Source organism: Nostoc sp. JL31, assembly GCF_017114965.1.
Classification (GTDB): Bacteria; Cyanobacteriota; Cyanobacteriia; order Cyanobacteriales; family Nostocaceae; genus Nostoc; species Nostoc punctiforme_A.
The window spans coordinates 1-24205 of sequence record NZ_JABXKO010000014.1 but is presented as its reverse complement, the minus strand read 5'-3'; the positions used below and the strand labels follow the sequence as shown (position 1 = coordinate 24205).

At 42.5% G+C, this 24205-nt stretch carries 25 protein-coding genes; 5 read left to right on the top strand and 20 right to left on the bottom strand.

Annotation, left to right across the window (positions count from 1 at the left end):
- Positions 1-3 precede the first annotated feature (3 nt).
- The 8 genes from rplP to rplC form a co-directional block, all read right to left on the bottom strand.
- Complete coding sequence (rplP, locus tag HWQ43_RS01205; RefSeq protein WP_012410718.1) at positions 4-429, bottom strand: 50S ribosomal protein L16; 426 nt, start codon at positions 427-429, stop codon at positions 4-6.
- A 66-nt stretch (positions 430-495) separates the two neighbouring features.
- Positions 496-1278 carry a 30S ribosomal protein S3 gene (rpsC, locus tag HWQ43_RS01200; RefSeq protein WP_094342453.1) on the bottom strand — a complete coding sequence of 261 codons (783 nt, stop codon included), beginning with the start codon at positions 1276-1278 and terminating at the stop codon, positions 496-498.
- A 53-nt stretch (positions 1279-1331) separates the two neighbouring features.
- The gene (gene rplV, locus HWQ43_RS01195) at positions 1332-1688 is read right to left on the bottom strand and encodes a 50S ribosomal protein L22 (RefSeq protein WP_069070777.1); all 357 of its coding nucleotides are present in this window, start codon (positions 1686-1688) and stop codon (positions 1332-1334) included.
- A gap of 108 nt (positions 1689-1796) precedes the next feature.
- Positions 1797-2075, bottom strand: coding sequence for a 30S ribosomal protein S19 (rpsS, locus tag HWQ43_RS01190; protein WP_012410721.1), 279 nt, complete (start codon positions 2073-2075; stop codon positions 1797-1799).
- A 107-nt stretch (positions 2076-2182) separates the two neighbouring features.
- A complete protein-coding gene (gene rplB, locus HWQ43_RS01185) occupies positions 2183-3046 on the bottom strand; it encodes a 50S ribosomal protein L2 (RefSeq protein WP_292729109.1) in 864 nt (287 codons plus the stop codon).
- A 101-nt stretch (positions 3047-3147) separates the two neighbouring features.
- Positions 3148-3462, bottom strand: coding sequence for a 50S ribosomal protein L23 (locus HWQ43_RS01180; protein ID WP_094349089.1), 315 nt, complete (start codon positions 3460-3462; stop codon positions 3148-3150).
- Positions 3455-4093, bottom strand: coding sequence for a 50S ribosomal protein L4 (rplD, locus tag HWQ43_RS01175; RefSeq protein ID WP_094349088.1), 639 nt, complete (start codon positions 4091-4093; stop codon positions 3455-3457). The genes HWQ43_RS01180 and rplD overlap by 8 nt, the downstream gene beginning before the upstream one ends.
- 103 nt (positions 4094-4196) lie before the next feature.
- The gene (rplC, locus tag HWQ43_RS01170; protein ID WP_289799260.1) at positions 4197-4829 is read right to left on the bottom strand and encodes a 50S ribosomal protein L3; all 633 of its coding nucleotides are present in this window, start codon (positions 4827-4829) and stop codon (positions 4197-4199) included.
- A 1017-nt stretch (positions 4830-5846) separates the two neighbouring features.
- Between rplC and HWQ43_RS01165 the strand changes: the two genes are divergently transcribed.
- Positions 5847-6323, top strand: a complete 477-nt coding sequence (locus tag HWQ43_RS01165) for an NAD(P)H-quinone oxidoreductase subunit N (protein ID WP_292729105.1) — start codon at positions 5847-5849, stop codon at positions 6321-6323.
- A gap of 42 nt (positions 6324-6365) precedes the next feature.
- On the opposite strand, the gene HWQ43_RS01160 is transcribed toward HWQ43_RS01165, so the two are convergent.
- The 3 genes from HWQ43_RS01160 to HWQ43_RS01150 form a co-directional block, all read right to left on the bottom strand.
- A complete protein-coding gene (locus tag HWQ43_RS01160) occupies positions 6366-6839 on the bottom strand; it encodes a GNAT family N-acetyltransferase (protein WP_292729102.1) in 474 nt (157 codons plus the stop codon).
- 364 nt (positions 6840-7203) lie between these two features.
- A complete protein-coding gene (locus HWQ43_RS01155; protein ID WP_292729099.1) occupies positions 7204-10515 on the bottom strand; it encodes an efflux RND transporter permease subunit in 3312 nt (1103 codons plus the stop codon).
- 68 nt (positions 10516-10583) lie between these two features.
- Positions 10584-12023: an efflux RND transporter periplasmic adaptor subunit gene (locus HWQ43_RS01150; RefSeq protein WP_292729096.1), complete on the bottom strand. Its 1440-nt coding sequence runs from the start codon at positions 12021-12023 to the stop codon at positions 10584-10586.
- 532 nt (positions 12024-12555) lie between these two features.
- Between HWQ43_RS01150 and HWQ43_RS01145 the strand changes: the two genes are divergently transcribed.
- The 3 genes from HWQ43_RS01145 (at position 12556) to HWQ43_RS01135 (ending at position 15102) form a co-directional block, all read left to right on the top strand.
- Positions 12556-13095, top strand: coding sequence for a phycobiliprotein lyase (locus HWQ43_RS01145; RefSeq protein WP_292729094.1), 540 nt, complete (start codon positions 12556-12558; stop codon positions 13093-13095).
- Between the two features lie 264 nt (positions 13096-13359).
- On the top strand, positions 13360-13677 hold the full coding sequence (locus tag HWQ43_RS01140) for an RNA-binding protein (RefSeq protein ID WP_292729091.1): 318 nt from the start codon (positions 13360-13362) through the stop codon (positions 13675-13677).
- A 732-nt stretch (positions 13678-14409) separates the two neighbouring features.
- Positions 14410-15102, top strand: a complete 693-nt coding sequence (locus HWQ43_RS01135; RefSeq protein WP_292729088.1) for a PEP-CTERM sorting domain-containing protein — start codon at positions 14410-14412, stop codon at positions 15100-15102.
- Positions 15103-15423: 321 nt separating this feature from the next.
- On the opposite strand, the gene HWQ43_RS01130 is transcribed toward HWQ43_RS01135, so the two are convergent.
- From HWQ43_RS01130 to HWQ43_RS01095, 8 genes are all read right to left on the bottom strand, one after another.
- Positions 15424-15600, bottom strand: a complete 177-nt coding sequence (locus HWQ43_RS01130) for a hypothetical protein (protein ID WP_292729085.1) — start codon at positions 15598-15600, stop codon at positions 15424-15426.
- 234 nt (positions 15601-15834) lie between these two features.
- Positions 15835-16593 carry a YebC/PmpR family DNA-binding transcriptional regulator gene (locus tag HWQ43_RS01125; protein ID WP_292729082.1) on the bottom strand — a complete coding sequence of 253 codons (759 nt, stop codon included), beginning with the start codon at positions 16591-16593 and terminating at the stop codon, positions 15835-15837.
- Between the two features lie 178 nt (positions 16594-16771).
- The gene (locus HWQ43_RS01120) at positions 16772-18340 is read right to left on the bottom strand and encodes a metallophosphoesterase (RefSeq protein ID WP_292729079.1); all 1569 of its coding nucleotides are present in this window, start codon (positions 18338-18340) and stop codon (positions 16772-16774) included.
- 134 nt (positions 18341-18474) lie between these two features.
- Positions 18475-18900: a type II toxin-antitoxin system VapC family toxin gene (locus HWQ43_RS01115; protein ID WP_292729077.1), complete on the bottom strand. Its 426-nt coding sequence runs from the start codon at positions 18898-18900 to the stop codon at positions 18475-18477.
- A gap of 7 nt (positions 18901-18907) precedes the next feature.
- The gene (locus tag HWQ43_RS01110) at positions 18908-19123 is read right to left on the bottom strand and encodes a hypothetical protein (protein ID WP_292729074.1); all 216 of its coding nucleotides are present in this window, start codon (positions 19121-19123) and stop codon (positions 18908-18910) included.
- Positions 19124-19453: 330 nt separating this feature from the next.
- On the bottom strand, positions 19454-20686 hold the full coding sequence (locus tag HWQ43_RS01105) for a damage-control phosphatase ARMT1 family protein (protein ID WP_292729072.1): 1233 nt from the start codon (positions 20684-20686) through the stop codon (positions 19454-19456).
- 282 nt (positions 20687-20968) lie between these two features.
- Positions 20969-21373, bottom strand: coding sequence for a hypothetical protein (locus HWQ43_RS01100; protein WP_292729069.1), 405 nt, complete (start codon positions 21371-21373; stop codon positions 20969-20971).
- A 252-nt stretch (positions 21374-21625) separates the two neighbouring features.
- The gene (locus HWQ43_RS01095) at positions 21626-21850 is read right to left on the bottom strand and encodes a hypothetical protein (RefSeq protein WP_292729067.1); all 225 of its coding nucleotides are present in this window, start codon (positions 21848-21850) and stop codon (positions 21626-21628) included.
- A gap of 573 nt (positions 21851-22423) precedes the next feature.
- On the opposite strand from HWQ43_RS01095, the gene HWQ43_RS01090 reads away from it, so the two are divergent.
- The gene (locus HWQ43_RS01090; protein ID WP_292729064.1) at positions 22424-22708 is read left to right on the top strand and encodes a DUF427 domain-containing protein; all 285 of its coding nucleotides are present in this window, start codon (positions 22424-22426) and stop codon (positions 22706-22708) included.
- Between the two features lie 133 nt (positions 22709-22841).
- Here HWQ43_RS01090 and HWQ43_RS01085 read toward each other — a convergent pair whose 3' ends face one another.
- Positions 22842-23882, bottom strand: coding sequence for a PEP-CTERM sorting domain-containing protein (locus HWQ43_RS01085; RefSeq protein ID WP_292729061.1), 1041 nt, complete (start codon positions 23880-23882; stop codon positions 22842-22844).
- Positions 23883-24205 lie beyond the last annotated feature (323 nt).

Sequence of the window (24205 nt, the reverse complement as noted above, 5' to 3'; positions counted from 1 at the left end):
AAGCTACTCCTGCTCCTGTGGTTGAGAGCGCACAATAAACTTAGTTTTGATGGGCAGTTTAAATGAAGCCAAACGCATCGCTTCACGAGCGATTTCTTCAGAAACTCCACCAATTTCAAACAAAATTCGTCCTGGCTTGACTACAGCTACCCAAAACTCTGGATTACCTTTACCGGAACCCATCCGGGTTTCAGCAGGACGCATGGTTACAGGTTTATCAGGGAAAATCCGAATCCAGATTTGTCCACCCCGACGAATATAACGAGTCATTGCCCGACGGGAAGCCTCGATTTGACGCGAGGTAATCCAAGCAGGTTCTTGTGCTTGGAGTGCAAAATCACCGAAGTTGAGGGTACTACCACGGGTGGCTAGTCCTTCCATCCGTCCCCGCTGTTGTTTGCGGAATTTAGTTCTTCTAGGGCTTAACATGGTTTGTCATTTGTCATTTGTCATTTGCCATCTGCCATCTGCCATTTACTAATGACTAATGACGATTTATCCTTCATTTGAGCGGTCTTCAAATTGCTGGCGACGACGTTGTTGTTGACGGCGACGGGGTTCCCGATCGCGATCGCGGGGGTCACGTTCGCGATCGCGGCTTGCTGGTGGTAGTGGATCTGGTTCCTGTCCAGGAATAATTTCTCCTTTAAACACCCATACTTTGATACCCAAAATGCCGTAAACAGTTTTTGCGGTGCAATAAGAGTAGTCAATGTCAGCCCGTAAGGTATGTAAAGGTACTCTACCTTCACGAGTCCACTCTGTCCGGGCAATTTCTGCACCGTTGAGCCGACCGCTAACTTGGATTTTAATACCTTGGACACCCGCCCGTTGAGCGCGTTGAATAGATTGCCGCACTACCCGCCGAAAGGAAACCCGACGTTCCAATTGTTGAGCAATGTATTCGGCAATTAGGTAGGCATCAGCATCAACCCGTTGAACTTCAACTACGTTAATCCGAATTTGGCGATTACTACCCAACAATCCTTGGAGTCCGGTACGTAATGATTCAATACCTTGTCCACCACGACCCACTACTACCCCAGGTCTAGCTGTGCGCACTTCCAAGTCGATTTGGTCGGCTTTCCGCTCAATCCGTACTTCGGAAATTCCGGCGTTGTTTTGAGCCTGTCTACCCAGCTTTTGTTCTATATATTGACGGAGTTTGTAGTCTTCTTGTAGAAGTTCTGGATAACGATCAGGAACAGCAAACCAACGGGATTGATGTTCATGTGTAATACCCAGGCGAAAACCAACTGGATGAATCTTCTGTCCCACGAATGCTTCCTCTAAAATTTCTTACTTTACGCAATTTATTCGTGTAAACGTGCTTATTTTTCTGGGGCGGCTGCAACAGCCACAGTAATATGACACGTCGGCTTGCGAATTTGGTAAGCTCGACCTTGCGCTCTTGGTTGGAACCGCTTCAACGGCGGCCCTTGATCGGCATAAGCCTGAGTAATCACTAGTTGAGTCCGATCTAATCCAGCGTTGTGTTCGGCATTGGCAGCAGCGCTTCTGAGAACCTTCAATATGGGTTCAGTGGCGCGATAGGGCATGAATTCCAGGATGATTAACGCTTCTCGGTAAGATCGCCCGCGGATTTGATCGAGTACCCGACGCACCTTGTAAGCCGAGATGCGGATAAAACGAGCGATCGCTTTTACTTCAGTAGTATTAGTAGCCATAATTTTCTCCAATTTTGTCCTTCGTCTTTCGTCTTTTATCCTTTGTCTTTTGTCGAAAGCTAATAACTAATGACCAATGACAAATTACAAATGACCAATGACTAATAACTACCTACCTGCTTTTTTGTCGCTTTTTCCATGACCTCTGTAGGTGCGTGTCGGGGCAAATTCACCCAACTTATGTCCTACCATCTGTTCATTTACAAAAACGGGAACGTGTTGGCGTCCGTTGTGAACAGCTATGGTATGTCCTACCATCAGAGGCAAAATTGTCGAAGCTCTTGACCAAGTTTTAATAACTTCTTTTCTGTTGTTGTCGTTGAGCTTTTCAATTTTCTTTAGGAGATGATCCGCAACGAAAGGACCTTTTTTTAGAGAACGACCCATAGTTCAATTTTGGATTTAGGATTTAGGAATTAGGAGTGAGGAGTCAGGAGTGAGGAGTTAATAAGTTAGGTTCAACTCATAACTCATAACTCATAACTTCTAACTCTTTAAGATTCACGACCACCGCGACCGCGTTTAGAAGACTTACGACGACGACGCACAATCAACTTGCTGCTAAGTTTCTTGCGATTGCGTGTCTTCGCACCCAATGTGGGTTTACCCCAAGGTGTAACAGGCCCCGATCTACCGATAGGCGCTCTACCTTCACCACCACCATGTGGGTGATCCACTGGGTTCATGACGCTACCCCTAACCTTAGGACGGCGACCTTTCCAGCGATTTCGTCCGGCTTTACCTGCACTCAGGTTTCTGGCATCGGTGTTGCCTACTTGCCCAATAGTGGCGTAGCACTCGCGTCGAATCAAGCGGACTTCTCCTGAAGGCAACTTGAGAGTTACGTAATTACCTTCTTTTGCCACAACTTGGGCGCTAGCACCTGCTGCACGTACAATTTGACCACCTTTACCAGGAGTGAATTCTACGTTGTGAACACTAGTACCTAAAGGAATCTTCCAGAGTGGTAAGGCATTACCATCTTCAAAAGGTGCTTCCGGCCCAGAAATAATTATTGTTCCAACTTTCAACCCGTTAGGGTGAAGTATGTACCGTTTTTCGCCGTCTTGGTAATACAAAAGGGCAATTCTGGCGTTACGGTTAGGATCGTATTCAATTGCTGCGACTTTGGCAGGAATATTATGTTTATCCCTTTTAAAATCTATGATCCTATAAAGCTGTTTATGTCCGCCACCCCGGCGACGACTAGTAATCCGCCCGTGATTATTCCGACCTTTAGCGCGATGCTTCGAGGTTGTTAAGGATTTTTCTGGCTCGGTTCTGGTAATCTCCGCAAAGTCAGAGATTGTAACTTGGCGAGTGCTGGGGGTATAAGGGCGATAAGAACGGGTACCCATATTTTTAAGTGCTGAGTGCTGTTAGCGATAGCGGGGGTTTAGCCCGTGCTGAGTGTTGAGTGTTGAGTTCAGTAACTCTTAACTCCTAACTCACAACTTGTTTAGACTTCTGGGAATAGAACTTGTCTAATCTTGTCTTCATCCCCAGGTGCGACGGTGACAATGGCTCGCTTATATTGGGGTTTATAACCAATAAATTTACCAACGCGCCGCTTTTTGCGCGGTGGTAAGATGGTGTTTACTTTTACAACCTTGACCTGAAACAAGTCTTCGATCGCAGCCTTGATTTCTGGCTTAGATGCCTTTGGAATTACTTCAAAGGTGTACTTATTTTGCTCCATCAAGATGGTCGCTTTTTCGGTGACGATTGGGCGACGTACTAAGTCAGCAAGGTCGCGGGGGTCAAAGCTAGGCACTGTAGACCTCCTGAATTTTTTCTAGGGCTGATGCCGTAACTACAATTTTGTCAGCGTGCAGTAAATCAAAAACATTTAGCTGGTCGGCTGCAATTAGTTTTAAATTTTCAATGTTGCGGGCTGATAAATAAACGTTATCTGTATCCGCAATTTCAGACAAAATTAACAGTGCCTTGCTTTCTGGTACTATTCCCCAACGGGCAAGGGCTGCCACTAAGTCTTTAGTTTTGGGGCGAGATAGCTCGGTGCTAAATTCTTCTACTACGATCAAGTCGTCAATACGACCGACAAATGCTGTCCGCAGTGCTAAACGTCGCTCTTTGCGGTTCAACTTCAGGTCGAAGTCTCTAGGCTTTGGCCCAAAGATCACACCACCACCACGCCACAATGGTGAACGAATAGACCCTGCACGAGCGCGACCAGTACCTTTTTGCCGCCAAGGTTTACGGCCACCACCTCTGACTTCAGCACGAGTTTTTGTGCTGGCATTCCCTTGACGAGCATTGGTCAATTGCCGTACTAAGGCGCGGTGCACAATATGAGACGCTGTTCCTTCTTTAGCAACGCGCAACTCGAAGGTCGTCTCACCGACCTGTTCTCCTTGCCAATTTTTAACTACGCTTTCAACCATCTTTGTTATCTGTCCTTTGTCCTTTGTCATTTGTCATTGGTCTTTTGTCATTTGTCCTTAGCCAATGACTTTTGACTAATGACTTTTGACTAATGACTTTTGACTATCCCACTATTTTTGCAGGTACAACACTTACTAGAGCGCCTGGTTTACCAGGAATAGCTCCCTTAATTAGCAATAAGTTGCGTTCTGGATCAACTCGCACTATGGTCAGTTTGCGGATTGTAATACGTTTTCCACCCAAACGGCCTGCCATCCGCTTACCTGGATAGACACGACCTGGTGTTGTACCAGCACCAATAGAACCGGGTGCTCTGTGGTTTTTGGAACCGTGTGACATTGGCCCGCGACCAAAGTTGTTGCGCTTTTGGTTTCCCGCAAAGCCGCGACCGATGCTTGTACCAACGACATCGACAATTTGACCAGCGCTAAAAATATCTGCTTTAATCTCTTGACCTAAAGCATAATCACTAGAGCTATCGGTGTGATATTCATTTAAGTGACGCAATGCTGGGGCAGATGATTTAGCCAAATGACCCAGTAGTGGTCTGTTTAGTGCCTTGGGTTTTACTTCGCCATAACCAACTTGAATGGCAAAGTAACCGTCGGTTTCTTTCGTTTTAACTTGTGTAACGGTGCATGGACCTGCTTGAATGACAGTTACAGGAATAGATACTCCTGCTTCGTCAAATATTTGAGTCATGCCCAGCTTGGTGCCGAGAATACCTACAGACACAGTAACTGGTTCTCCTTTCTACTTGCTGACCTTGGAATTGGACTTTAGAGGACACGCTTTGTACGCATCAGTTTAGGCTGGGTTAGCCTGCGAAATTTGGAATGGTTTCAATAAACCGCTCCAAATGCTTTCGGACACAACAAACCGTGTCCTTACTGCTTGGTGAATCTGTTTAGCTTCACTCATTAGATCACCAGAACAGCCACAAGTCTCTTCCCGTTGGGAAGGAGTAACTTCTGGAATCAATGCAAGGCGCTACAGCTTTAAGCTGTGTGCAGCAATGCTTTCGTCCAAGCAATTGCTCTGGCACTTTCTGGAGGCAGCGCTGTCGGCGGGTTTTCCGATTTTTACACGCCCGAAGGGCGGCTTCCCGGAGATTGGCTACTGCCGTGTTGCAGTTGGACTTAAGCGGTTATTACCGCCCAGTATCCGTTAACTGAGACTGACGTAATGCCATGAAACCAACATTGCTGCTCAGTTTTACTTCCTTAAACACCTTAAACTATTGTTTAAGCTTTTGCCTGCTTTTTTGGAGGCACAGGAGTAAACGTACCTTGGAGCTTAGGATTAACTTTAGTTATTCTTCCATAAGCTCTAATATTGACCTGAAAGCTTTCTTAGTTTATCAGTCTACGATCGCTCTGAGCTAGATTATCCAATTTGGATTAAGTCATTAGCTTTTGATGCTAACACTACCCCAGAATGACAGTAAAAAGTCAACCTAATTTGCGTTTTTGGTCACAATCTAATAGTATAAATTATTTATTTATGTTTGTCCAGTAATTTATAGAGCTATTTTTAGGGAGTGGGGAAGAAGTAAGGGAGTAGGGCGCAGGGGGCAAGGGGGAGAAATCAATTCAAAAATCAAAAATCAAAAACTCTGCCTCCTGCCTTCTGCATCCTCTTTCCCCCTTGCTCCCTGCCCCTCTGCCTCTTCTCAATACCCAAAAAAATGCTTTTAATCTATCAGTTCAGGGTAAATAATAGAGATATCTAAGTGGGATAAGACGAAAATCTATGGCACTAATTACCACTGGCAACGGTTTAATCCGCGATCTGGAAAAGTTTGGCGCTCTTGGAGTGTATGTACCTTTGGAAGGGGGTTATGAAGGTCGATATCAGCGCCGACTACGGGCAGCTGGCTATACTACCCTCCACATTACTGCTAAAGGACTGGGTGATGTAGCTGCGTATCTCACAAGAGTTCATGGAGTCAGACCTCCTCATCTTGGTAAAAAAAGTACTGGTAGTGGTGCAGCAGTAGGTCATGTGTACTATTTACCGCCAATTCTCAATTCTCATCTAGAACAGCTACCACCAAAATCAAAGGGGCTGGTCTTGTGGATTATTGAAGGGCATATTCTTTCTAATGAGGAACTTGAGTATTTAACGAATTTGCCTCAGCTAGAACCACGAGTAAAAGTAGTTATTGAGAGGGGTGGCGATCGCTCTTTCCGTTGGACTTCTCTAGAAAAAACTCTGTTAGCTAGTTAGTCCTTTGTCATTAGTCATTAGTCATTTGCTCATAACTAATGACTAATGACTCAGTTCTATCAGCATTTCAATAATGCTGAAGCGAAAACCACAAGATGCAAATAACCGCCGTGAAGCCTCGTTAGCAATTGCTGTATCTAGACGAATTTGCTTGACGCCCATCTGATGAAAGCGCTCAACACTCAGCATCACCATCTGCCGCGCAATCCCCTTTTTGCGATATTCTGGCTCAACCCAGATATCATGAATAAAAGCAAATTCCTGTAGCCGATAAATTGGTATTTCTCGCTCAATTGTTGCTACAAGAAATCCTGCAATTTGCCCTTCGTTTTCGGATACTAGAAATATACTACGATCGCTATTTGCCAAACGCGTCAACCATTGCTCATAACGCTGTTCTGGATGCGGGAGAAAACCATACTTAGCAGAATCCCAAGACTCATGCAAAGCACAAATTTTAGCAACCATTGGTAAAACTGCGGGTACGTCAGTGATTGTGGCGGGACGGATCAGCATAAGCTTTCAAGCAGAAAAAGCACAAACAAGAAAGAATGCCTTGCAGTGAGGTATTAGTTTTTATTCACTTACTCGTTGATGGCACAGACCAAGCTGAAAATAAAATAGAAAATTCAGATTTCAAGTTGATCCGAAAGGATGTGATTGAGAGATTTAAGAAGATTATAGACCAGACATCAGCTAGTTAACGATGCAACGCCGCTTTACTTTAAAGCGAATAAGAAACCTCACCCTGGTTCTGCTACGCAAAACCTGTCCCTCTCCTTACTAAGGAGAGGGATGTCCGTCAGGACAGGGTGAGGTTTTTGTTTTGGGTAATTCGATAAACTGTGTATACTGTTTTACGTTAATCCCGATCAGGGATTTAAATGAATTTTTTCGTAAATCCACGCAATCGGGTTAACACTGGCTTTGCCCAATTTCCACCAAGCAAATCGTGCAGCAGAATATAAAAACAAGGGATGATAAATAGTGTCAGCATTGTTGCGATCGCCATCCCAAAGAAAACTACAATCCCTAAAGGCTGCAAAAACTCAGAACCTTCGCCAATACCCAATGCCAAAGGAAAGAGTCCCAAGATAGTGGTGACTGTGGTCATGATAATTGGGCGCAAGCGTTGAGGAGCAGCTTTCATGATGGCAACTTGGCGAGTACAACCAACTTCATCCCGAATTTGGTTTGCTAGTTCCACCATGAGAATCCCTGCGTTCACCACAATTCCCACCAGCAGCACGACACCAACAATTACAGTTGCACCAATTGCAGTTTGGGTAATATAAAGTCCAAAAATTCCCCCAGCTAATGCCAGTGGTACGGTGAACATGATTACCAATGGGTCAATTAGCGAATTGTATTGTACCGCCATAACGACAAAGATTAAGAACGTCGCCAACGCCCCCAAAGTTTTTAAAGCATCCTGAAGTTGCTGATTAGTTTCTTGGGCAGAACTAGGCACAATGGATACACCATCAGGTAAGTCTACATCCTTGAGTACCTCATTGACTTCTGCGATCGCTTCACCAAGACTTGCTCCCTCGCTGAGATTTCCTGCGACAATAAAAGCTTGGCGCTGATTAATCCGTTGCACCTCACCAGGCGCTTGACCTTCTTGAATGTTCGCCACATCTGAAAGGCGGATTAGTTGATTGTTTTCTGTAAATAGCGGTAATTGCTCTAGCTGAGAAGGACGCTGAATCGCTTCTTTATTTAGCTGCACCCGCACATCAACTAAACGATTACCGCGTTGAATTTGCGTGGGAACTGAACCTTCAATTGCTGTTTGAACTGTTGCACCAATTTGCCCGGCGCTCAACCCTAATGCCGAAACCCTTTCCCAGTCGGGGCGAATTTGGATTTCGGGTTGTCGAGGGTCGGCATCTGGCCGGAATGTCGCTAATTTTGCCCTTTCTTGTAATGCTTGCAGCACTTGTGCGCCTGCTTGCGTTAAGTTTTCTTCATTCTCACCTTGCAGAATCACGTCAACTTCTGACCCTTGCACTGGAGAATTACTCAAAATTAAACCCCGCACCTGACCAGGATTGAGGCGCAGCAGAATTCCTGCTAAGTTGAGTTTGTTAAATTCCTGAGTTACTTTTTTGACGAAAGCTTCGACATCTGTGCCTGGTTTAAGATTGATTGTACTACTGGCACGTAAAGGATTTTCTGTAGTACTGCTGCCAAATAAATTACCACCCACAGTTGTGAAAGCAGACTCTGTTTCTGGTTGTTTTAGCAAAATGTCATCGACAATTTGCATAACTTTTTCAGAAGTTGCTAAAGGTGTACCGGGCGGAAACTGCGCTCTCAAGTTAGCTTGACCAGTACTGATGCGGGGTAAAATTTCTTGGGGAATTTGACCAAACATGAAGAAGCTACTGCCGCCTAAAATTACCAAAGCAGCTGTTACTACGAAAAACCGATAGCGTAAAACCTTGGTTAAGAAGTTTCCGTATCCCCGCGTCGCATCTTCAAATCGGTGATTAAACTGTCTAAGCAGCCAAAATTCACTAATCCGACTAGACCAGCGAATTCCCAAAAGTCGAGAAGACAGCATCGGTACTATTGTGATGGCAACGACAAGGGATGCTGCAACTGCGAAGCTAATTGTCAGAATCAGTTCATTAAATAGCAGTGCAATAAAGCCGCCAATTAAGAGAAATGGCACTACAGAAACTAAGTTGGCACCTGTAGCAGCAATTAAAGCAGATTCTACTTCTTGGGAAGCTGCGATCGCACTGTCAATAAAGAATTTGGAATTTCTCCCTTTCTCCCCTTCTCCTCTGCTCCCCTGCTCCCCTGCCTCCATCTCTCTCTGATTGGGAGTCATCCCTGTTTTTTCGGAAATATTCTCCAAGATCACAACCGATGTATCAATTGCTTGACCGACTCCTAATGTCAGACCTGCCAAACTGAATACATTCAAGGTTAAACCAAATATTCTCATCAAAGCGATCGCTGCCAGAGTACACAGCGGAATCGTCAAACTGATAATAAATGTTTGCCTGAACGATCCCAAAAATAACAACACTGCTGCTGCTGCTAACAATGCCCCGGAAATCCCAGAAAAGATGACATCATTTAAAGAATTGCGGATGAAGACAGATTCATCTGTGGTGGGACTCAAAGTCATGTCTGCTGGAATTAAACCCGATTGCCGTAATTGTTCAATTCGCCGCTTGACAGCATCTACAACTGTGATTGTGTTGGCTTCAGGCTGCTTTTGAATTGAAAATTTCACCGCAGGCTGACGGTTGAGGTAAACAAATACTCGTTGTTCTTCTGTATCGTCAATTACCTCTGCAAAGTCTCGCAAATAAACGCGGCGGGAAAGTGTAGGTGTAGTAGTGGGAGTGGTAGTAGTATTACTACTATTAGTGGTATTAGCACTAGTAGGAGAAGAAACTTCCAAGGAAAGGTTTTCAATTTCCTTGGCATTTTGGAAACGTCCGACAGTCCGAGTTAATGGCTCGGAATTTTGCCCCAGAATCCGACCACCAGAAGTATCTTGGTTACGGGCTGTTAATTCATTTAAGACATCATTTAACCCGACACCCAAAGCTTGCAATCGGTTTAAGTCAACAAGTACCCGTACTTCTTCCTCTGCACCACCAGATACATCAACAGAAGCGACTCCCGGCACTACACTGAGTTCACGGTTTAACTCTTCATCAGCAAATACGCGTAAATCTTTCCCTGGCAAGGAAGCAGATGTCAGCGCCAATTCATAAACTGGCAATTGGGAAGGATCGACTTTAAATAAGCGCGGCTCCTCTATCGTATCTGGCAGTTGTCCTCGACCTCGGTTAAAAGCAGCAGTAGCATCATTTAGGGCTTGGTCAATATCGCCCCCTGGTTGGAAATATAAATCGAGGCTAACCTGTCCCTCACGGGTGCGGGAAAAAACCTGTACTACATTCTCGGTTGCTGCTAAAGCTTCTTCTAAAGGTCTGGTGATTTCATCTACTGCTACTTCTGGTGAAATACCAGGGGCTTCTAGCCGAACCCCTATTCGGGGATAGGTAATTGATGGTAGAAGATCGACTTGGATCGTTGTGAGAAAAAATACCCCAATGACAATTACTGCCACGGTGAGCATGAGTGTGCCAATGTGTTGGCGGATAGCGATCGCACTAAGGCTAAATCCGCCATTGCCATTATTATTGTTTGCCTGTTGCATGATACTAAGTGATAAGTGCTGACTACTGAGTACTTTTTTCTTTGGTATGGTGGTTATTGCTCACCCTACTATTGCTTTTCTGAAAGAATTGAAAGACTTACAGTGTCACCTTCTTTTAACGGCTTACCACTCCGAACAACGTAGCGCTCTCCTGCTTGCAAACCGGATAAAATTTCCACTCTGCCATCAGCCCTTTTTCCTAAAGTAACTGCACGTGTCGCTACTTTTGTCTTGCCTTCTATGTCTTTCACCACAAATAGCGTCCCCGATGGGTTTTCTTGTTCTTTTTCTGCTCCCTTTGCTGCCCCTGCTTGTTTTTGAATAGCTGTTTGCGGCACTACTACGCGCTGTTGAGTCTGGGTTTCAAAGTTGACTCGCGCCAGCAGTCCACTACCAATTTTCCCTTGAGTGTTGGGAATCACTACTTCTACAGGTATTAAGCGAGCTGTGGCATCGGCAGCAGGGGAAATGCGCGTAACTCTACCAATTAATGTTTCGGTGGGAAAGGCATCTAAGCGGACTTTTACAGACTGTCCAACCTGAATTTGTGCCAGTTCTAATTCGGAAACTTGGACGACAACTTTGACACGGTTAAAGTCGCCAATTTTTAAGACTTCACTACCTGCTTGCAGAAGGTTGCCTGGTTCTGTCACTTTTTCTGTGACTATGCCAGCGATGGGAGATACCAGCCGAGCGTAAGACCTGCGCTCTTTGGTTTGGGCAACCAATGCCTGTTGGGCAAGTACTCTACCTTGGGCGGCGGCGACGGCTTGCTGTTGTGTCCGAACCTGTTCTTGGGCTGCCCGGAGTGCCTGGGCGGCTGTTTTTGCCTGGGTACGTGCTTGCTGGGCAGTTTGTTCAGCGATCGCTCCAGCTTTGAATAGATTTTGTTGCCGTTCTGAGTCTGCCTGAGCTTGTACTACTTCTAGGCGCGCTCGTTCAACGTCTGCACGGGCATTGCTTACTTGATTGGTTGCCCTAGCTACTTCTGATTTGAGGGCTGCTAGTTCTGCTTCTGCTTGCTTTAATTCTGTCGAAAGTATGGCATCGTCCAATCGCCCGACGTTTTGCCCAAGCTTTACTGCATCGCCTACATCTAGATTCAAGGCCAACAACCGGGCTTCTACTTGCGATCGCACTGATACAATTCGGAAGGGTGTTGTATTACCTGTATACTCTGGTTGTGTTTGCAGCGTATCAGTTCGAGCGATCGCCGCATCTACAGCCGTTGCACCACCACCTTGTCCACTACCAGGACTCTGAGATTGGGCATCAGCCGGTTCTTCTTTGGGTAGCGCTCCACAATTCGCTATCAGCAGTCCTATGCCCAGCAAACAGGGAATCAATAATATGGATGGAAAAGGGGAAGACACCTTTGTGTCAACGCTACTCTTTGTATCTGCAACAGCCACATCAGTCTTAACAACTGGGGTATTAATTACCTGGTTAGCGGCTGCCAAAGGTGAGATTTTCGCCTGCTCGTGCGGCTTATTTCTGTCCAAAATCATTTATTTTTCTCGTATTTGGGGAGCTTTTTGGGTTAAACAGCCGTGCATTACCAAGTAATTTTGAGACATTATAAATAGTGAAAAGCGGCGAGAGTCAATTGGTTATCTTCTTGCAGAATTTTGTATCAAAAATTACTTTCTATTCAAAAAAATTTCTCACCACTTTAAGTCATTACATTGAGTTAGCAGCTTTTTAGCTTCCAATGCAATTCTTAACCCAGTATAAATATTTTTAAATTTCTTGCAATCTGCCCTTAGTAGAAGACTTGCGTGTACTGAAGATACGGGACTTTCACACCCCTACTTCTAAAATGGGCAGTATTAAGTAGCTATACTTATGGCTAAAATAAACAAATTTAATATAGCAAAATACTTAGTAATTTTTACGCTCAATCAAATATATTAAGAATAGTAAACATAAGTTGCTTTTTATAAAGCTGTATATATGGTCAAGCGTAGGCGTAGCCCGTCGTAGACATCGCATAAACAGCAAAGAAGAGGGGGATATATATTTAGGCCAGGAAAGTAGCAAGTGACATCATTATTAAAAATTGCCCAAACTGCTGATGAAGCCCAGATTTCCGAATTTTTCCAGGAGTCGGTGGGTAAGTGGCGATCTCAACGGCGCTACTACACCCTACCCAAGGGAGAAACCAAGGAGATGGAGAGTATAGTTACAATCAATTTTCTCAAGCAGGGCTGTGATGAATTGCAAAACTTAGCTCAGATGCACGATTTGCCTGATACAGGTAGTTTGATCTGTGGTGCAGCAGTTATATGGGAAAGTATGGATGTGCTGAAGGCAAAGAAAGAGTCGCAAGGTTCAACAATATTTGGAGCTTTAGGAAATATCTTGTATCGCGATCGCGGTTTTGCCATATCCAAACCAGTCACCGCTCAGTATTATTTCTCTAACCCTAAAACAATGTGTTTGCGAACTGAGTACAACGGTTCGGTCTTTGAAGAAGAGTTAAAGCTAATTGGTAGCAAATACCGCACTAGACAAACCATTATCTCCCGTGCTGGTGAGCAGTTGATGATTGGTCAATATTTAGAAAAGAGAGTCGATTAATTGATCTCGTGGGTGCGGTTCACTAGAGCCTCACCCGTTTTTAGACCAGCCAGCATCTAGCTATTAACCACTTATATAACTTTTTATAACAGTTTTTCAAACTTTTACCCAGAAATTTGCTTCCTATGTCATCATGGGAAGTGAAATGAGAATTAATTCGGCGACAGTGTTTGTTTTTAGTATTGACAGGCTTTTTCCTTTTGGTATTACAGACTTCTCTCCGAAATCTAAATCTCTACAAACTTATGATTTTGGAGACATTTGATGTCAATTTACGTTGGTAACCTCTCCTATGATGTTACACAAGATGCGCTAAGTGCAGTATTTGCAGAATATGGTGCTGTAAAGCGTGTTCAACTACCCACTGACCGTGAAACAGGTCGTTTACGCGGCTTTGCTTTCGTGGAAATGAGTTCAGAAGATGAAGAAGCAAAAGCCATTGAAGCTCTTGATGGTGCTGAGTGGCTTGGTCGTGACCTCAAGGTAAATAAAGCCAAGCCCAAAGAAGACAGAAGTGGTGGTTCCTTTGGGAACCGTGGTGGTGGTGGCGGCGGCTACAACCGCAGCAACAACCGCTACTAAGCTTAATTGAATTTAGTAAAAGGCTCAGGCAGAAATGCTTGAGCCTTTTTTATGCAAAACTTTGACTCTAAATAATCTCAAGCAATTACTTATCATACCGTACTGATGATTCTCTAACCAGAGTGCCTTGATGAAAGATCATTTTCCATCAATCATTGTTCAATTTCCAGATGGAACTTCGCATTGAATGAGCAGGCTGTTCGCCAGATATATTACTAAAACAACCCTTGTTGCTAAAACTAACGTTTTGAATTCTGTTATCGATCTTTGAGTCAGGGGTTCGATGGATTCACTCTGCAAGCTTTTGATAATTTGCTGTTTATCGAAAACACCCCCCGCCTCATAGACGACGAACCTTTGGCAACTTGACGCCTGAACATTAACAGGTAGCCTGGAAACCACTGTCTCCTCAATCTTAAAAAATATCCGGGTAATGCATAGGAGCAAGTTGAGAGAGGGAAACATTGAAAAACCTCCCTGCTGACTTTCAGTAAAGGTTACGAAAGTTAAATAGACTTTTTATGCCGGATACTATGACCATCTGAATCGCCTTGCCAGCAAGCATTCAAAAGCATAAACAGTATTATTACGCAAATAAAATCAGCTCATATATATGTAAAAATACATACTGGCTTCATGTATTTTGACCGTTGTTTCACTGTGTCTTTACCCAAACATTGAGTACTAAAACTTATATTTGAGAAGTCTAGAAACACTCATACATCGTTGAACGTGAAAAACATTAGCAAACTAGCTGTAGTAACTTTTGGATCTGTGGCTCTGTCCTTGGGTATTGTCGGAAATGCACAAGAAGCTCACGCTTCAGGTCTAATTAACGGTGGTTTTGAGCAGACTTTAGTCCCTAGTAACCAGACATGGGCATCGATAGATGAGTCTCTTATTCCTGGGTGGGAGACTACAGCTACAGATAATAAAATTGAAATTCAAACTCCTAGACTGTTTCATGCTGGAGCATTAGGCACAGATCAATATGCTGAACTCAATGCTAATCAGGTATCTAGCTTATATCAAGATGTAGATACTACAGCTGGTTCAACTATGTTTTGGCGATTTTTCCATGAAGGTCGTGAAGGTGTAGATACGATGCGTTTATCTATTATCGACCTTACTACTAACAATACTCTCTTCAGCCAACTATATAGCACTGATAACACAGGTTGGGTAGAATATCAGGGCAAAACTGTTGCCACTAGTGGTAAAATACGCTGGCAGTTTGACTCAGTATCTGCTGCTGGTGGTAATCCCTCAATAGGAAACTTTTTGGATGAAGTTTACTTTGCAGAAAAACCACCAGAAGGTTTCCAAACAGTTCCTGAACCTGCTTCTTTACTTGGTCTTTTAGCAATGGGTGCATTCGGTATGGTTTCCATCCAGAAGCGTAAACAGTTAAATATTGGGAATTAACGACGGTTTGTAACAAGGTTTTTGGGTTCTACTGGCTTTCTTTATGCTCATTCATCCAAGTGAAAGGTCTACAAAAAGTTCCTTTTATAGCACTTGAACACTATTTGACATAAAGGGAGCGGTAGAACCATTTTTTTTAGTTTTATAATATCAAATTTTAATTTTGATTTTTAGGCGAGCGCGCCATCATGAACAAGTTAAAAAAAAACCGCTGATTGGTAGGGATTCCAGCGGGGTTAAATAATACAGTTTTTTTCAGAGAAACCAACACTAAACTTAATTACAGAGCTACTAGAAACTTTTACTACTAATAGTAACTATTTATAAGTGTTTATGAGCTAGTTTTTTAGCATGATGTCTGTGATGTTTAATGTGATGAACTTTAGCAGATTTTACGCTAGTATGATGGATAGTTTTAGCTTGAGCTTGAGATACAAAAGCGGTTACAGGTGCAGCAAAAATTAGAGCCAAAAGTAAAGCTTTAGCGAACTTATTCACTTAAAAATCCTCATCAGGTAATCAACAATTTAACTATCCAATAGGCGTATGTCATAAGTTTGTAATTGATATGAATCTTTCATGTCTATTTTTACATTCGTCAATTCTAGTATTTACGTGTTATTACGTAGAATGCTAAGAAAAACAATACTTACTGGCATTTCACCCTTAAATGTAACATTTTGGACATCATCCATAACTGTAATTTGGCTATGATACCTGGGTTAATTTTGATTAGGAAATGCTGAGAGCCATCAATTCTTCTGCTATGTCAAAGTTAGCTGTGACATTTTGCACGTCATCCAAGCCTTCTAAAGTATCAATTAACTTGAATAGCGATCGCGCCTGATCGGGATCGGTAACTTCTACACTATTACTAGGAATCCAGCGCAATTCGGCATCAGTTACCTTAAAGCCTTGATTTTTGAGTGTCTGACTAAGGGTTTCTAAATTTCCAATATCAGTAAATACCTCAGCTATCTTATCTTCAGTCATCTCATAAGACTGGGCACCACCTTCGAGGGATGCTTCTAAAAGCTGTTCTTCGTCAACTACACCCTCCACTACACAAACACCTTTTTGTTCAAACATCCAGCTAACGCAACCTACTTCGCCAAGATTGCCACCATTTTTACTAAAGGCTACACGCAAGTCAGCAGCAGTGCGATTACGATTATCTGTGAGGGCTTCGATTAAAATCGCTACACCACCAGGTCCATAACCTTCGTAACGAATCGCTTCAAAGGTGGCATTATCGCCGCCAGAAGTGCCTGCACCTTTAGCGATCGCTCGTTCAATATTATCATTGGGAATGCTCGCAGCCTTTGCCTTGTCAACTGCTGTACGAAGTTGAAAATTCAGCGCCGGATCTGGCACGCCGCTTCTAGCCGCAACGATAATCGCCCTGGATAACTGAGTGAAGGTTTTTCCCCTTTTTGCATCTACTACCGCTTTTTGGCGCTTAATATTTGCCCATTTACTATGTCCTGCCATAATTTGAGATGATCGTAACTCTATTTAAGATTAGGATATACCTAGCTTTTGTCTCAATGCAAAGGTGCATTTGGTAAAAGTTCGCTAACAGAACCACTCAAAGCAACCCAGCAGCACTGAGATTTGATTTTCAAGGGAGATGGAGAATGGTGTAGTTCAATTACTTATGGCATCCCGTTTAGATCGCAAAAGGTTCCAGTTCCGTGTTATGCCACTCTTGTTCAACCCGTTCAGTAATCAACGGTCTGATGATAAACTTGGGCGGGATACCATCCAGAACATCAATCCGCACACATGAATAAGGCAGTCGGTTCTGGAAATTGTAGTTATGACGACCCACAAATAGCGTTGAATCCGCAACTTTCCGAGTGGGTTTACCTGCAATCTCAGCAAAAGTTTCCATTAATTCACTCCCTTCTCGCCGTTGATAGCGGGGACGATGACCGCTCCCACCAGAGATAATACAGTTAATGTGCGAGTCTGCAAATCCGGTGTCAGTTGTGCAAAGATGCTCTAAACAGTGAGCGTGACCGTTTAAAATCAAATCGACTATGGGACGTTCTTTAATTAGAGTACCAAGAGTTTCTGCCACTTGTTCAAACACCCAGCGCAAGCGGTGACGAACCGCCAAGGTTTGTGCCTGATTCCATTTGGTGGCCTCTGTGACGTAAGGAGGATGATGGAAAAAGATTACACGTCCGCGCACTTCAGAGGTGTTCCAAGATTCGATTAGTCTGCTTCGCAACCATTCAAGTTGTTCAAAGTCGATCGCAGGCATTTGATGAGATGCTAGTTGTTTTTCAATGTCGATTTTGATTTCGTCTATTTGGTCTAATTTGGCACTAAGGTCATCAAGTTGTTCTGCTTCGGTGGGTTTATCTGGGTTGAGGCGATCATATATTTTCAAAATCTGCAATTCTTCTTGATCGATCTCATGGCGACGTTTTTGCAATTCCCGACGGTAAATTTCCCCTTCTTTCGTTGCAGGTAAAGGTGAGGGTGTATTAAAGGTATTAGAATCCAGTGCAAAAAAGTCAATCCCGCCGTAACGAAAGGTGTAATAGCGATTGGGTAAACGGGTAAACTGTCCAGGTTCATAACGTAAACAGCGCCCGGTGTCAGTCTTAGCAGTGTAGTGTCGATCTAAATGACGTTCTAACTCTTGTGGAGACATCGCCTGGGTGTAGTCCATAAATGCTCGTGCATAAGCATTACCTTGATACGATCCATGCCAGCCAATCTCGATATCTTTGTAGCGGAACAGGCGACGCAGTGACGATGTTGTGCCAGTCAATAAACGGTACATCAACGGCACATCGTAGTAATCATGATTACCAAGTACTGGCAAGAACGGCAGATTAAACACCATGCGGTCATAAGGAATGCCTTTCGGGTTGTCACCACCGACAAGAAATTCCCGGTAAGGCTCAATAAAGTTTGTTGAATAATATTCTTGGGAACCCACCACATAGATGACATCGCCAGTGTGCAACACAAAGCTGCAATCGTCGCGGTGAGTCAGCATCAGTTCGGCAACTTTTCGTTGGGGGTGGTGTCGAGAATGAGATTTAGTGCCGGAATCGCCGATAACCATAAAGGAAAATTCTGGATTATCTTGCCTGCGATCGTCAATAACTAGACTGGTTTGGTCAATTCCCCGTTGCACAAAACTTGGATGCATCCACCGCACCCGTTCCTTCATTTTTTGAATTTTCACAGGAATCGGTGGATCGGAAATCAATTTCATGGCTGATAACTCTTGAATGCCTAACGCACACGCCGATTGTAACGAAATATTTAATTGTCATTAGTCATTTGTCATTAGTCATTTGTGAATAACCAATGCCCCATGCCCAATGCCCAATGCCAAATACCCAATCCTTACGGCAAATTTTCTCGCAGTAATGCTCGAAAGCCTGCTTGTTGAAAATGCTCATCGGCAGTCAGTGCTTCAGTGATTCCGCTATATTGCATAACAATAAAAGATATGCAATCGACAAATCCCCATTCTTTCTCTGTTCGTTCGCGATATAGCTCGAAAGCACGTTCGTAAAGTTCCTGGGAAAGGGGGACAATTTCTACTTTGGAGTCTGCTACTAGAGAATTTAATAATATGATTGCCGCCTGACGATAAGGTTGTTGGGATAAGGCATTGCCAATTTCCAACATCACCGCCTGTGTTGTCACCAAACGAGTTTCTGCTGCTTGTAACATTTTAGCCAGATGTAAGGCTCGGTCATGCAAGCGATCGCCCGGTGCAGATAAGGCAATGGCAAATGATGTATCCAGAAAGACTTCAGAATGCATGAAAAGTTTATTTACTGTACAAATATTTATCTATATTGGCAGACCAGTCAGGCGGCCCTTCGAGGTTGAGCGATCGCGCTGTTTGCAAAAATGATACCGTTTCATGTTCGCTTGGCGGTAAAATTTCAATGCTGATTCGCACGCGGGTATTGATTGGCAGTGCGATCGGTTCAGATGGATAGAACACTTTGCCATTAAACATAGCGGTGATTTTTTCTACCATTTTCCTCAAAAATTGCTTCTAGTAGAGCACGGCGTAAATAAACATACCATTTCAAATGGCGCAAGAAGCTCGGAATACAATTCTTTTGAATTTTGATACCAATTTGAAAAATGATTGCGACAGATGGAAAACTGAAACACTTATCCAATGGATGTTTCACAATCCAAAATCTAAAATCTAAAATCCAAAATTGTATGACTTTTGACTTCCGCCTTGCGGCACTAGTCTATCCTAAGCTGGTTGTAGCGATACGGGTAGGGTAGACGACCCTACAAGTAGTGAAGATACGTATACTTCTTTTACAAATTATCTCGATTTTTCAAAAATTGCCTAAACCACCAACTGAATCACACCCCACTGTCCATTTGTCAACCAAGAAGAGTCAGATTTTGCTACTTTCTCAATAACTTCTGGTTTTAAACCAACTGCTACTTCTGACTTGAGGGTGCGTAAAGCTACCATTGGCATAGGTAGGTAGCAGACTATATCTGCAATGTTGGTGGTAAGATCCCAGTGGCGATCGCCTAATAATCGGCGATAATTGGCATCTCCTTTGACTATAACCAAACTCGCATTGGCTAACTCATTTTTGAGGTAGTTGGGTATTTCCCAAAAGGCTAAAGGCGATGTCCAAAAGTAATCTTCAGATAGTACTAAACGCCCTGATGCAATATTTTCTTGGAGTCTTTGGGTAAAAGATATAAGTTGTTGATTTCCAGTAGCGGCTAAAAAACTTATTGTGTAATGTACATCCTTAATCATGGCATCAGAAACAAAAGTTGGATGTGGCTTTAAGTGTAGGTAAACCCGATCAGCCAATCCGCTACTTAACAAAAAATCTACTAAACATAAATCACAAACAAGTTCAAAACCAGCATTGTCTACAACAAAATCAATCCGTCCCCCTTGAGAGTTGGTTAACAATTCCGTGACTTGGGAGGCATCATTTACTAAGATGTGAGCTAGTTGGGTTTGAATATCAAAACGACTGCGATCGCTCTCGGATGCTGACCATAAACTCAAGTCAACTCGATTTCCCCACAAAGCAAAATATAACAGTGCGATTAAAGCTGTTTGATTTGATTCTCCCTTCAGTTGGGAATTATTTAACCAATTGTTAGCCCGATCGCACAGTAGAATAATCGAATCTAGGGATGCTTCTAAACTTTGAGACTTTTGTAACTCAAATGGATCGACATCTTGCCAGACACCAGGGCGAAAATAATTGGTAATTTCTAGAATCAACCGAAAAAAATAAGTTTCGACAAAAAACCAAGGAACATCTAGCCAACGCTGACCTTTGTATAATTCTAAATATGTATTCCAGGCTGAAAAATCTACAGCACTCTTATTTAAAAGAGGTTGCACATATCCTGCTGGCAATTCTGTAGCTAGATTTTCTAAGCTGGTATTAATTTCAGACGAGAAATTATTTTCAGCGATAACTTTGCGAGCGATCGCAGGCATTCGTTGAGTAACTGTATACTCAGTAAAAGAACCAACTTCTGACCCCAAAAGAGATGGTGGTATCGGTAATTTGGGTATGTGGGATATATTCACCACAAACTTTGATTCTCCTCATATTTTCAGTTATTCTAACGCTGTGTGCGACTTTCTTTCAAACCTAATAAACTCAAAAGCCGGATAACTCGACCAATGGCTGCAAACAAAATCGCTGGAGTGGTTCCAATACGCTTTGGTTAAGGTTTTGTGATGAAAATTCTAGATCGCAGAGACGCGATAAATCGCCGTCAAGACGAAAGACTGATTATTGTAGAGACGGCGATTTATCGCGTCTAAAGTTATAGAAAGATGCGGAAATTGATTCCAGCATTCCTAAATTGTCTATTGTGAATCATTAATGTCGCCAAATGATCTCATCTGTAACTCGACTGCGTTGACGTAACCTTGATCGTTCAAAACTTCCGCTGGTAACTTATTAGCCCTGATAGCAGCTTGAACCACATCTTTCGCAGTCAAGTACCCGGTTTGGTATTTGAATAACAAAGTGCCCCCACTGGGAATACCCTGCTCTTTTAAATAACCTTGATAAGCTAGAAAGGCAATATTAAAGGGTTGCAGATATTTAGTATCTGTAGGATTTTTACGTAAAGTATTAGAGTTGACATCTGTATTTATTTGTCCACCACCATTGTTAGTATTAACTGTTTGAGCGCCAGCAATTCCAGGCATAAAAGCCATAGAAGCAATGATAAGTGCAGAATTGAGCAAAGTTGTGAATTTCATCATTTTATCCTTGGTAAAGATTAATTAGTATTTTCAATTAATAGAGTCTTCTTTTCTAGGAATTTCAAGCTCTTATAATTAGAGAGCATGTTTGTTAATTTATTACTCACAAAGTTGAGTTAGACAATTACCTAAAATTTTGAACACTAAGCTTTTAAGAGAATTGCTACAGGGTAAAATGGAGTGTTTTGGAAACAAAGCTGTAATGGATAAAATGATATAAACTACATCTCAGAAGCCCAGAAGTAACTTAGCTCATTCAAAATTACCAAAACCCATCATATAATAGGCAATAAAAGCAGTATCAAAGGGTTTGAGATAATTGGGATCTGTGGAATAGCTAGGAGAAGTTTCAGAGTTGACGGCTATGTTTATTGATGGGGAATTGTGATTCTTGGCTTGATGAAAGCAAGTGATTTTAGGCATAGAGTTAATCCAAGCAATAATATGTGCAGAATTTAGCGAATTTGTGAATTTCATCGAGTTATCCTCAATTAGAACAAAATGCAATTGCAATCAGTATTCTTTAGTAATAGAGTTCACCGTTTTATTAATCTCAACCTTTTAGGATCAGTTCATCTGATGGATTGATTTGTTAATTACCCAAACGGCTTAGTCAAATTCACCCAAATTGGAGAAATTGAACATTGAGAGAAGGTTTAGTCAGAGCTTCAAAGATGCAAATATATGCTAAATAAAATCCTTAGCTGACAAGCATTTCTAGAAAGTGCTTTAGCGTAGTTCACCGCAGGCATCGCTTACATATTTAGATATTTTTTGCTCAAGGCTATCAACCGAAATCCAACTTTATTTTGGCTAATTAACTTTCCATACCAATATGTTAGAAAATCTTTCTGATGGAAGCAAATGCTTTTAATTTTCAAATTGATAAGTAAAAGTGATTGTAATTAATATCTAGAGGTAAATCCTGTAACTCATTGCCTCTTCGTGACTTCTGAACTATTTTGGCAGCGTCACGGGTTCCATAAATTCACTACAAATAAGCTGATAGTGTAAAAATGTTATATATATAGTTTATTTACAAAGTCATTTATGCCGAAAGCAATTTGGAATGGAGTTGTTTTAGCCGAGAGTGATAATACTGTAGTTGTCGAGGGAAACCATTATTTCCCTGTTGACACCATTAACAAGCAGTACTTTACTGAAAGTAACACCCACACTACTTGTGCTTGGAAAGGTGTTGCCAGTTACTACAGTATCGAAGTTGAGGGTCAAACCAATAAAGATGCTGCTTGGTATTATCCCAGCGCCAAGGAGAAGGCTAAGAATATTGAAGGTTATGTGGCTTTCTGGAAGGGTGTAAAAGTCGAGGCTTAAGAAAGGTTCCTGGAATTATTTTAGTTTCAGGTAATTGATATTATGTCCGACTAATTGTCCATAAAATAATTAGCCCGCACAGACGGGCTAATTATTTAAACTATTTCATTTACAAATTTATTTTAATAAGTAATTATACCTTCGCCTTGCGAAATACTACTTGCTTTCTCTTCACCAGCCAAGCCAGACTACCAACAAGTATAGTACCAGCGATCGCACTTGGTTCGGGCACTGGTTTCGATATAATAGCACCAGGGTTCAATATCAAAGTACCAGAGTTGATAGTTATGTTGCCTGCTGATCCTGAATTAATATTACCAGCAGCGATGCCTACGGCGAGCTTTGCTAACGCACTTGGTTCAGGTACTCTTCTCAGAATCAGGTTAGGGCTTGTAATACTTATGTTGCCTCCTCTTCCTGAATTATGGCTACCACTGTTAATTTGCCCAGAATTGCCGCTGGTGCTAATGGGAATCGTTACCTGGCTACCAGTTACAACAACGCTATCGTCGGCTGTAACAGTTAAACTACCTGCTGCTCCTGAATTCTTGCTACCACCCTTAATATAGAGCCTACCAGTAGAGATAGTTAAATTGCCGCTAGAGGCAGTTAAATTGCCGCCGATGGTGATGCTATCGAGAGCCGTTACATTACTATCATCGATTCCCGTTAGTCCACCATTGATGGCCAAATCCTGACTGTTGATAGTGCTATTGATAAGTGTTAGGTTGCCATCTATATTCACATTGTCGCCGCTGATGGTGCTATTGGTAAACGTTAGATTACTAGAATTGTAAGCGTTGATATTACCAGCGATCGCAAGCCCAGAAAATGTAACATTCGCGGCGTTAATGTCTAACACGGGTAAGTGATTATTGCTACTGATAGTAACTAAGTTAGCACCTGGGCCATTAATAGTGAGATTTTTTGCGATGGCAAGTACCCCACTCGTCAGGGTGATTGTACTAGGATTACTGCCCAATAAGAACTCTAGCACGTCATTGTTACTTGCAATGTTGATCGTGTCTCGCAATGAGCCAACACCACTATCATTGAGATTGTTAACCACCAAGTTAGCAGCTTGTGCTGATTCCACTTGCATTATCACCCAACCCAGAGCAACGACTGTGGAAATAGCTTCAGCAATAGCCTTTTTTTTATTGTTTTTTTTCACCTAAAACTCCTCGGATTAATTTTTTAAAATTCAAAAAATCTGGGATATTAGCCTTACATTTTTTAACTGAATACTAATCATCTTTAGGAATTAATTATTGTTGGTTTTAGCCATGCAAAAACCTGCGTAACTGTTAAATTAAGTTGCAAAGTTTTAGTTGTAGCCGGGAATATTTGCCTTGTGGCATTGGTTTCTGGTAGATACGGCCATCGATAAATTCACTAGCAGGCTTGGTTTTTGGCAGTTTGAGAAACTCTGCTAAGGAGATTAGACTTATCCGAAAATCTAAAATGCTTAATATACAATGGTTATAGCGATTTTAA

Coding starts and splice junctions, on each gene's coding strand:
- rplP (WP_012410718.1), bottom strand. CDS start 429: ATGTTAAGCCCTAGAAGAACTAAATTCCGCAAACAACAGCGGGGACGG.
- rplV (WP_069070777.1), bottom strand. CDS start 1,688: ATGGCTACTAATACTACTGAAGTAAAAGCGATCGCTCGTTTTATCCGC.
- rpsS (WP_012410721.1), bottom strand. CDS start 2,075: ATGGGTCGTTCTCTAAAAAAAGGTCCTTTCGTTGCGGATCATCTCCTA.
- rplB (WP_292729109.1), bottom strand. CDS start 3,046: ATGGGTACCCGTTCTTATCGCCCTTATACCCCCAGCACTCGCCAAGTT.
- rplD (WP_094349088.1), bottom strand. CDS start 4,093: ATGGTTGAAAGCGTAGTTAAAAATTGGCAAGGAGAACAGGTCGGTGAG.
- HWQ43_RS01165 (WP_292729105.1), top strand. CDS start 5,847: ATGGCACTAATTACCACTGGCAACGGTTTAATCCGCGATCTGGAAAAG.
- HWQ43_RS01160 (WP_292729102.1), bottom strand. CDS start 6,839: ATGCTGATCCGTCCCGCCACAATCACTGACGTACCCGCAGTTTTACCA.
- HWQ43_RS01155 (WP_292729099.1), bottom strand. CDS start 10,515: ATGCAACAGGCAAACAATAATAATGGCAATGGCGGATTTAGCCTTAGT.
- HWQ43_RS01150 (WP_292729096.1), bottom strand. CDS start 12,023: ATGATTTTGGACAGAAATAAGCCGCACGAGCAGGCGAAAATCTCACCT.
- HWQ43_RS01140 (WP_292729091.1), top strand. CDS start 13,360: ATGTCAATTTACGTTGGTAACCTCTCCTATGATGTTACACAAGATGCG.
- HWQ43_RS01125 (WP_292729082.1), bottom strand. CDS start 16,593: ATGGCAGGACATAGTAAATGGGCAAATATTAAGCGCCAAAAAGCGGTA.
- HWQ43_RS01120 (WP_292729079.1), bottom strand. CDS start 18,340: ATGAAATTGATTTCCGATCCACCGATTCCTGTGAAAATTCAAAAAATG.
- HWQ43_RS01115 (WP_292729077.1), bottom strand. CDS start 18,900: ATGCATTCTGAAGTCTTTCTGGATACATCATTTGCCATTGCCTTATCT.
- HWQ43_RS01110 (WP_292729074.1), bottom strand. CDS start 19,123: ATGGTAGAAAAAATCACCGCTATGTTTAATGGCAAAGTGTTCTATCCA.
- HWQ43_RS01100 (WP_292729069.1), bottom strand. CDS start 21,373: ATGATGAAATTCACAACTTTGCTCAATTCTGCACTTATCATTGCTTCT.
- HWQ43_RS01095 (WP_292729067.1), bottom strand. CDS start 21,850: ATGAAATTCACAAATTCGCTAAATTCTGCACATATTATTGCTTGGATT.
- HWQ43_RS01090 (WP_292729064.1), top strand. CDS start 22,424: ATGCCGAAAGCAATTTGGAATGGAGTTGTTTTAGCCGAGAGTGATAAT.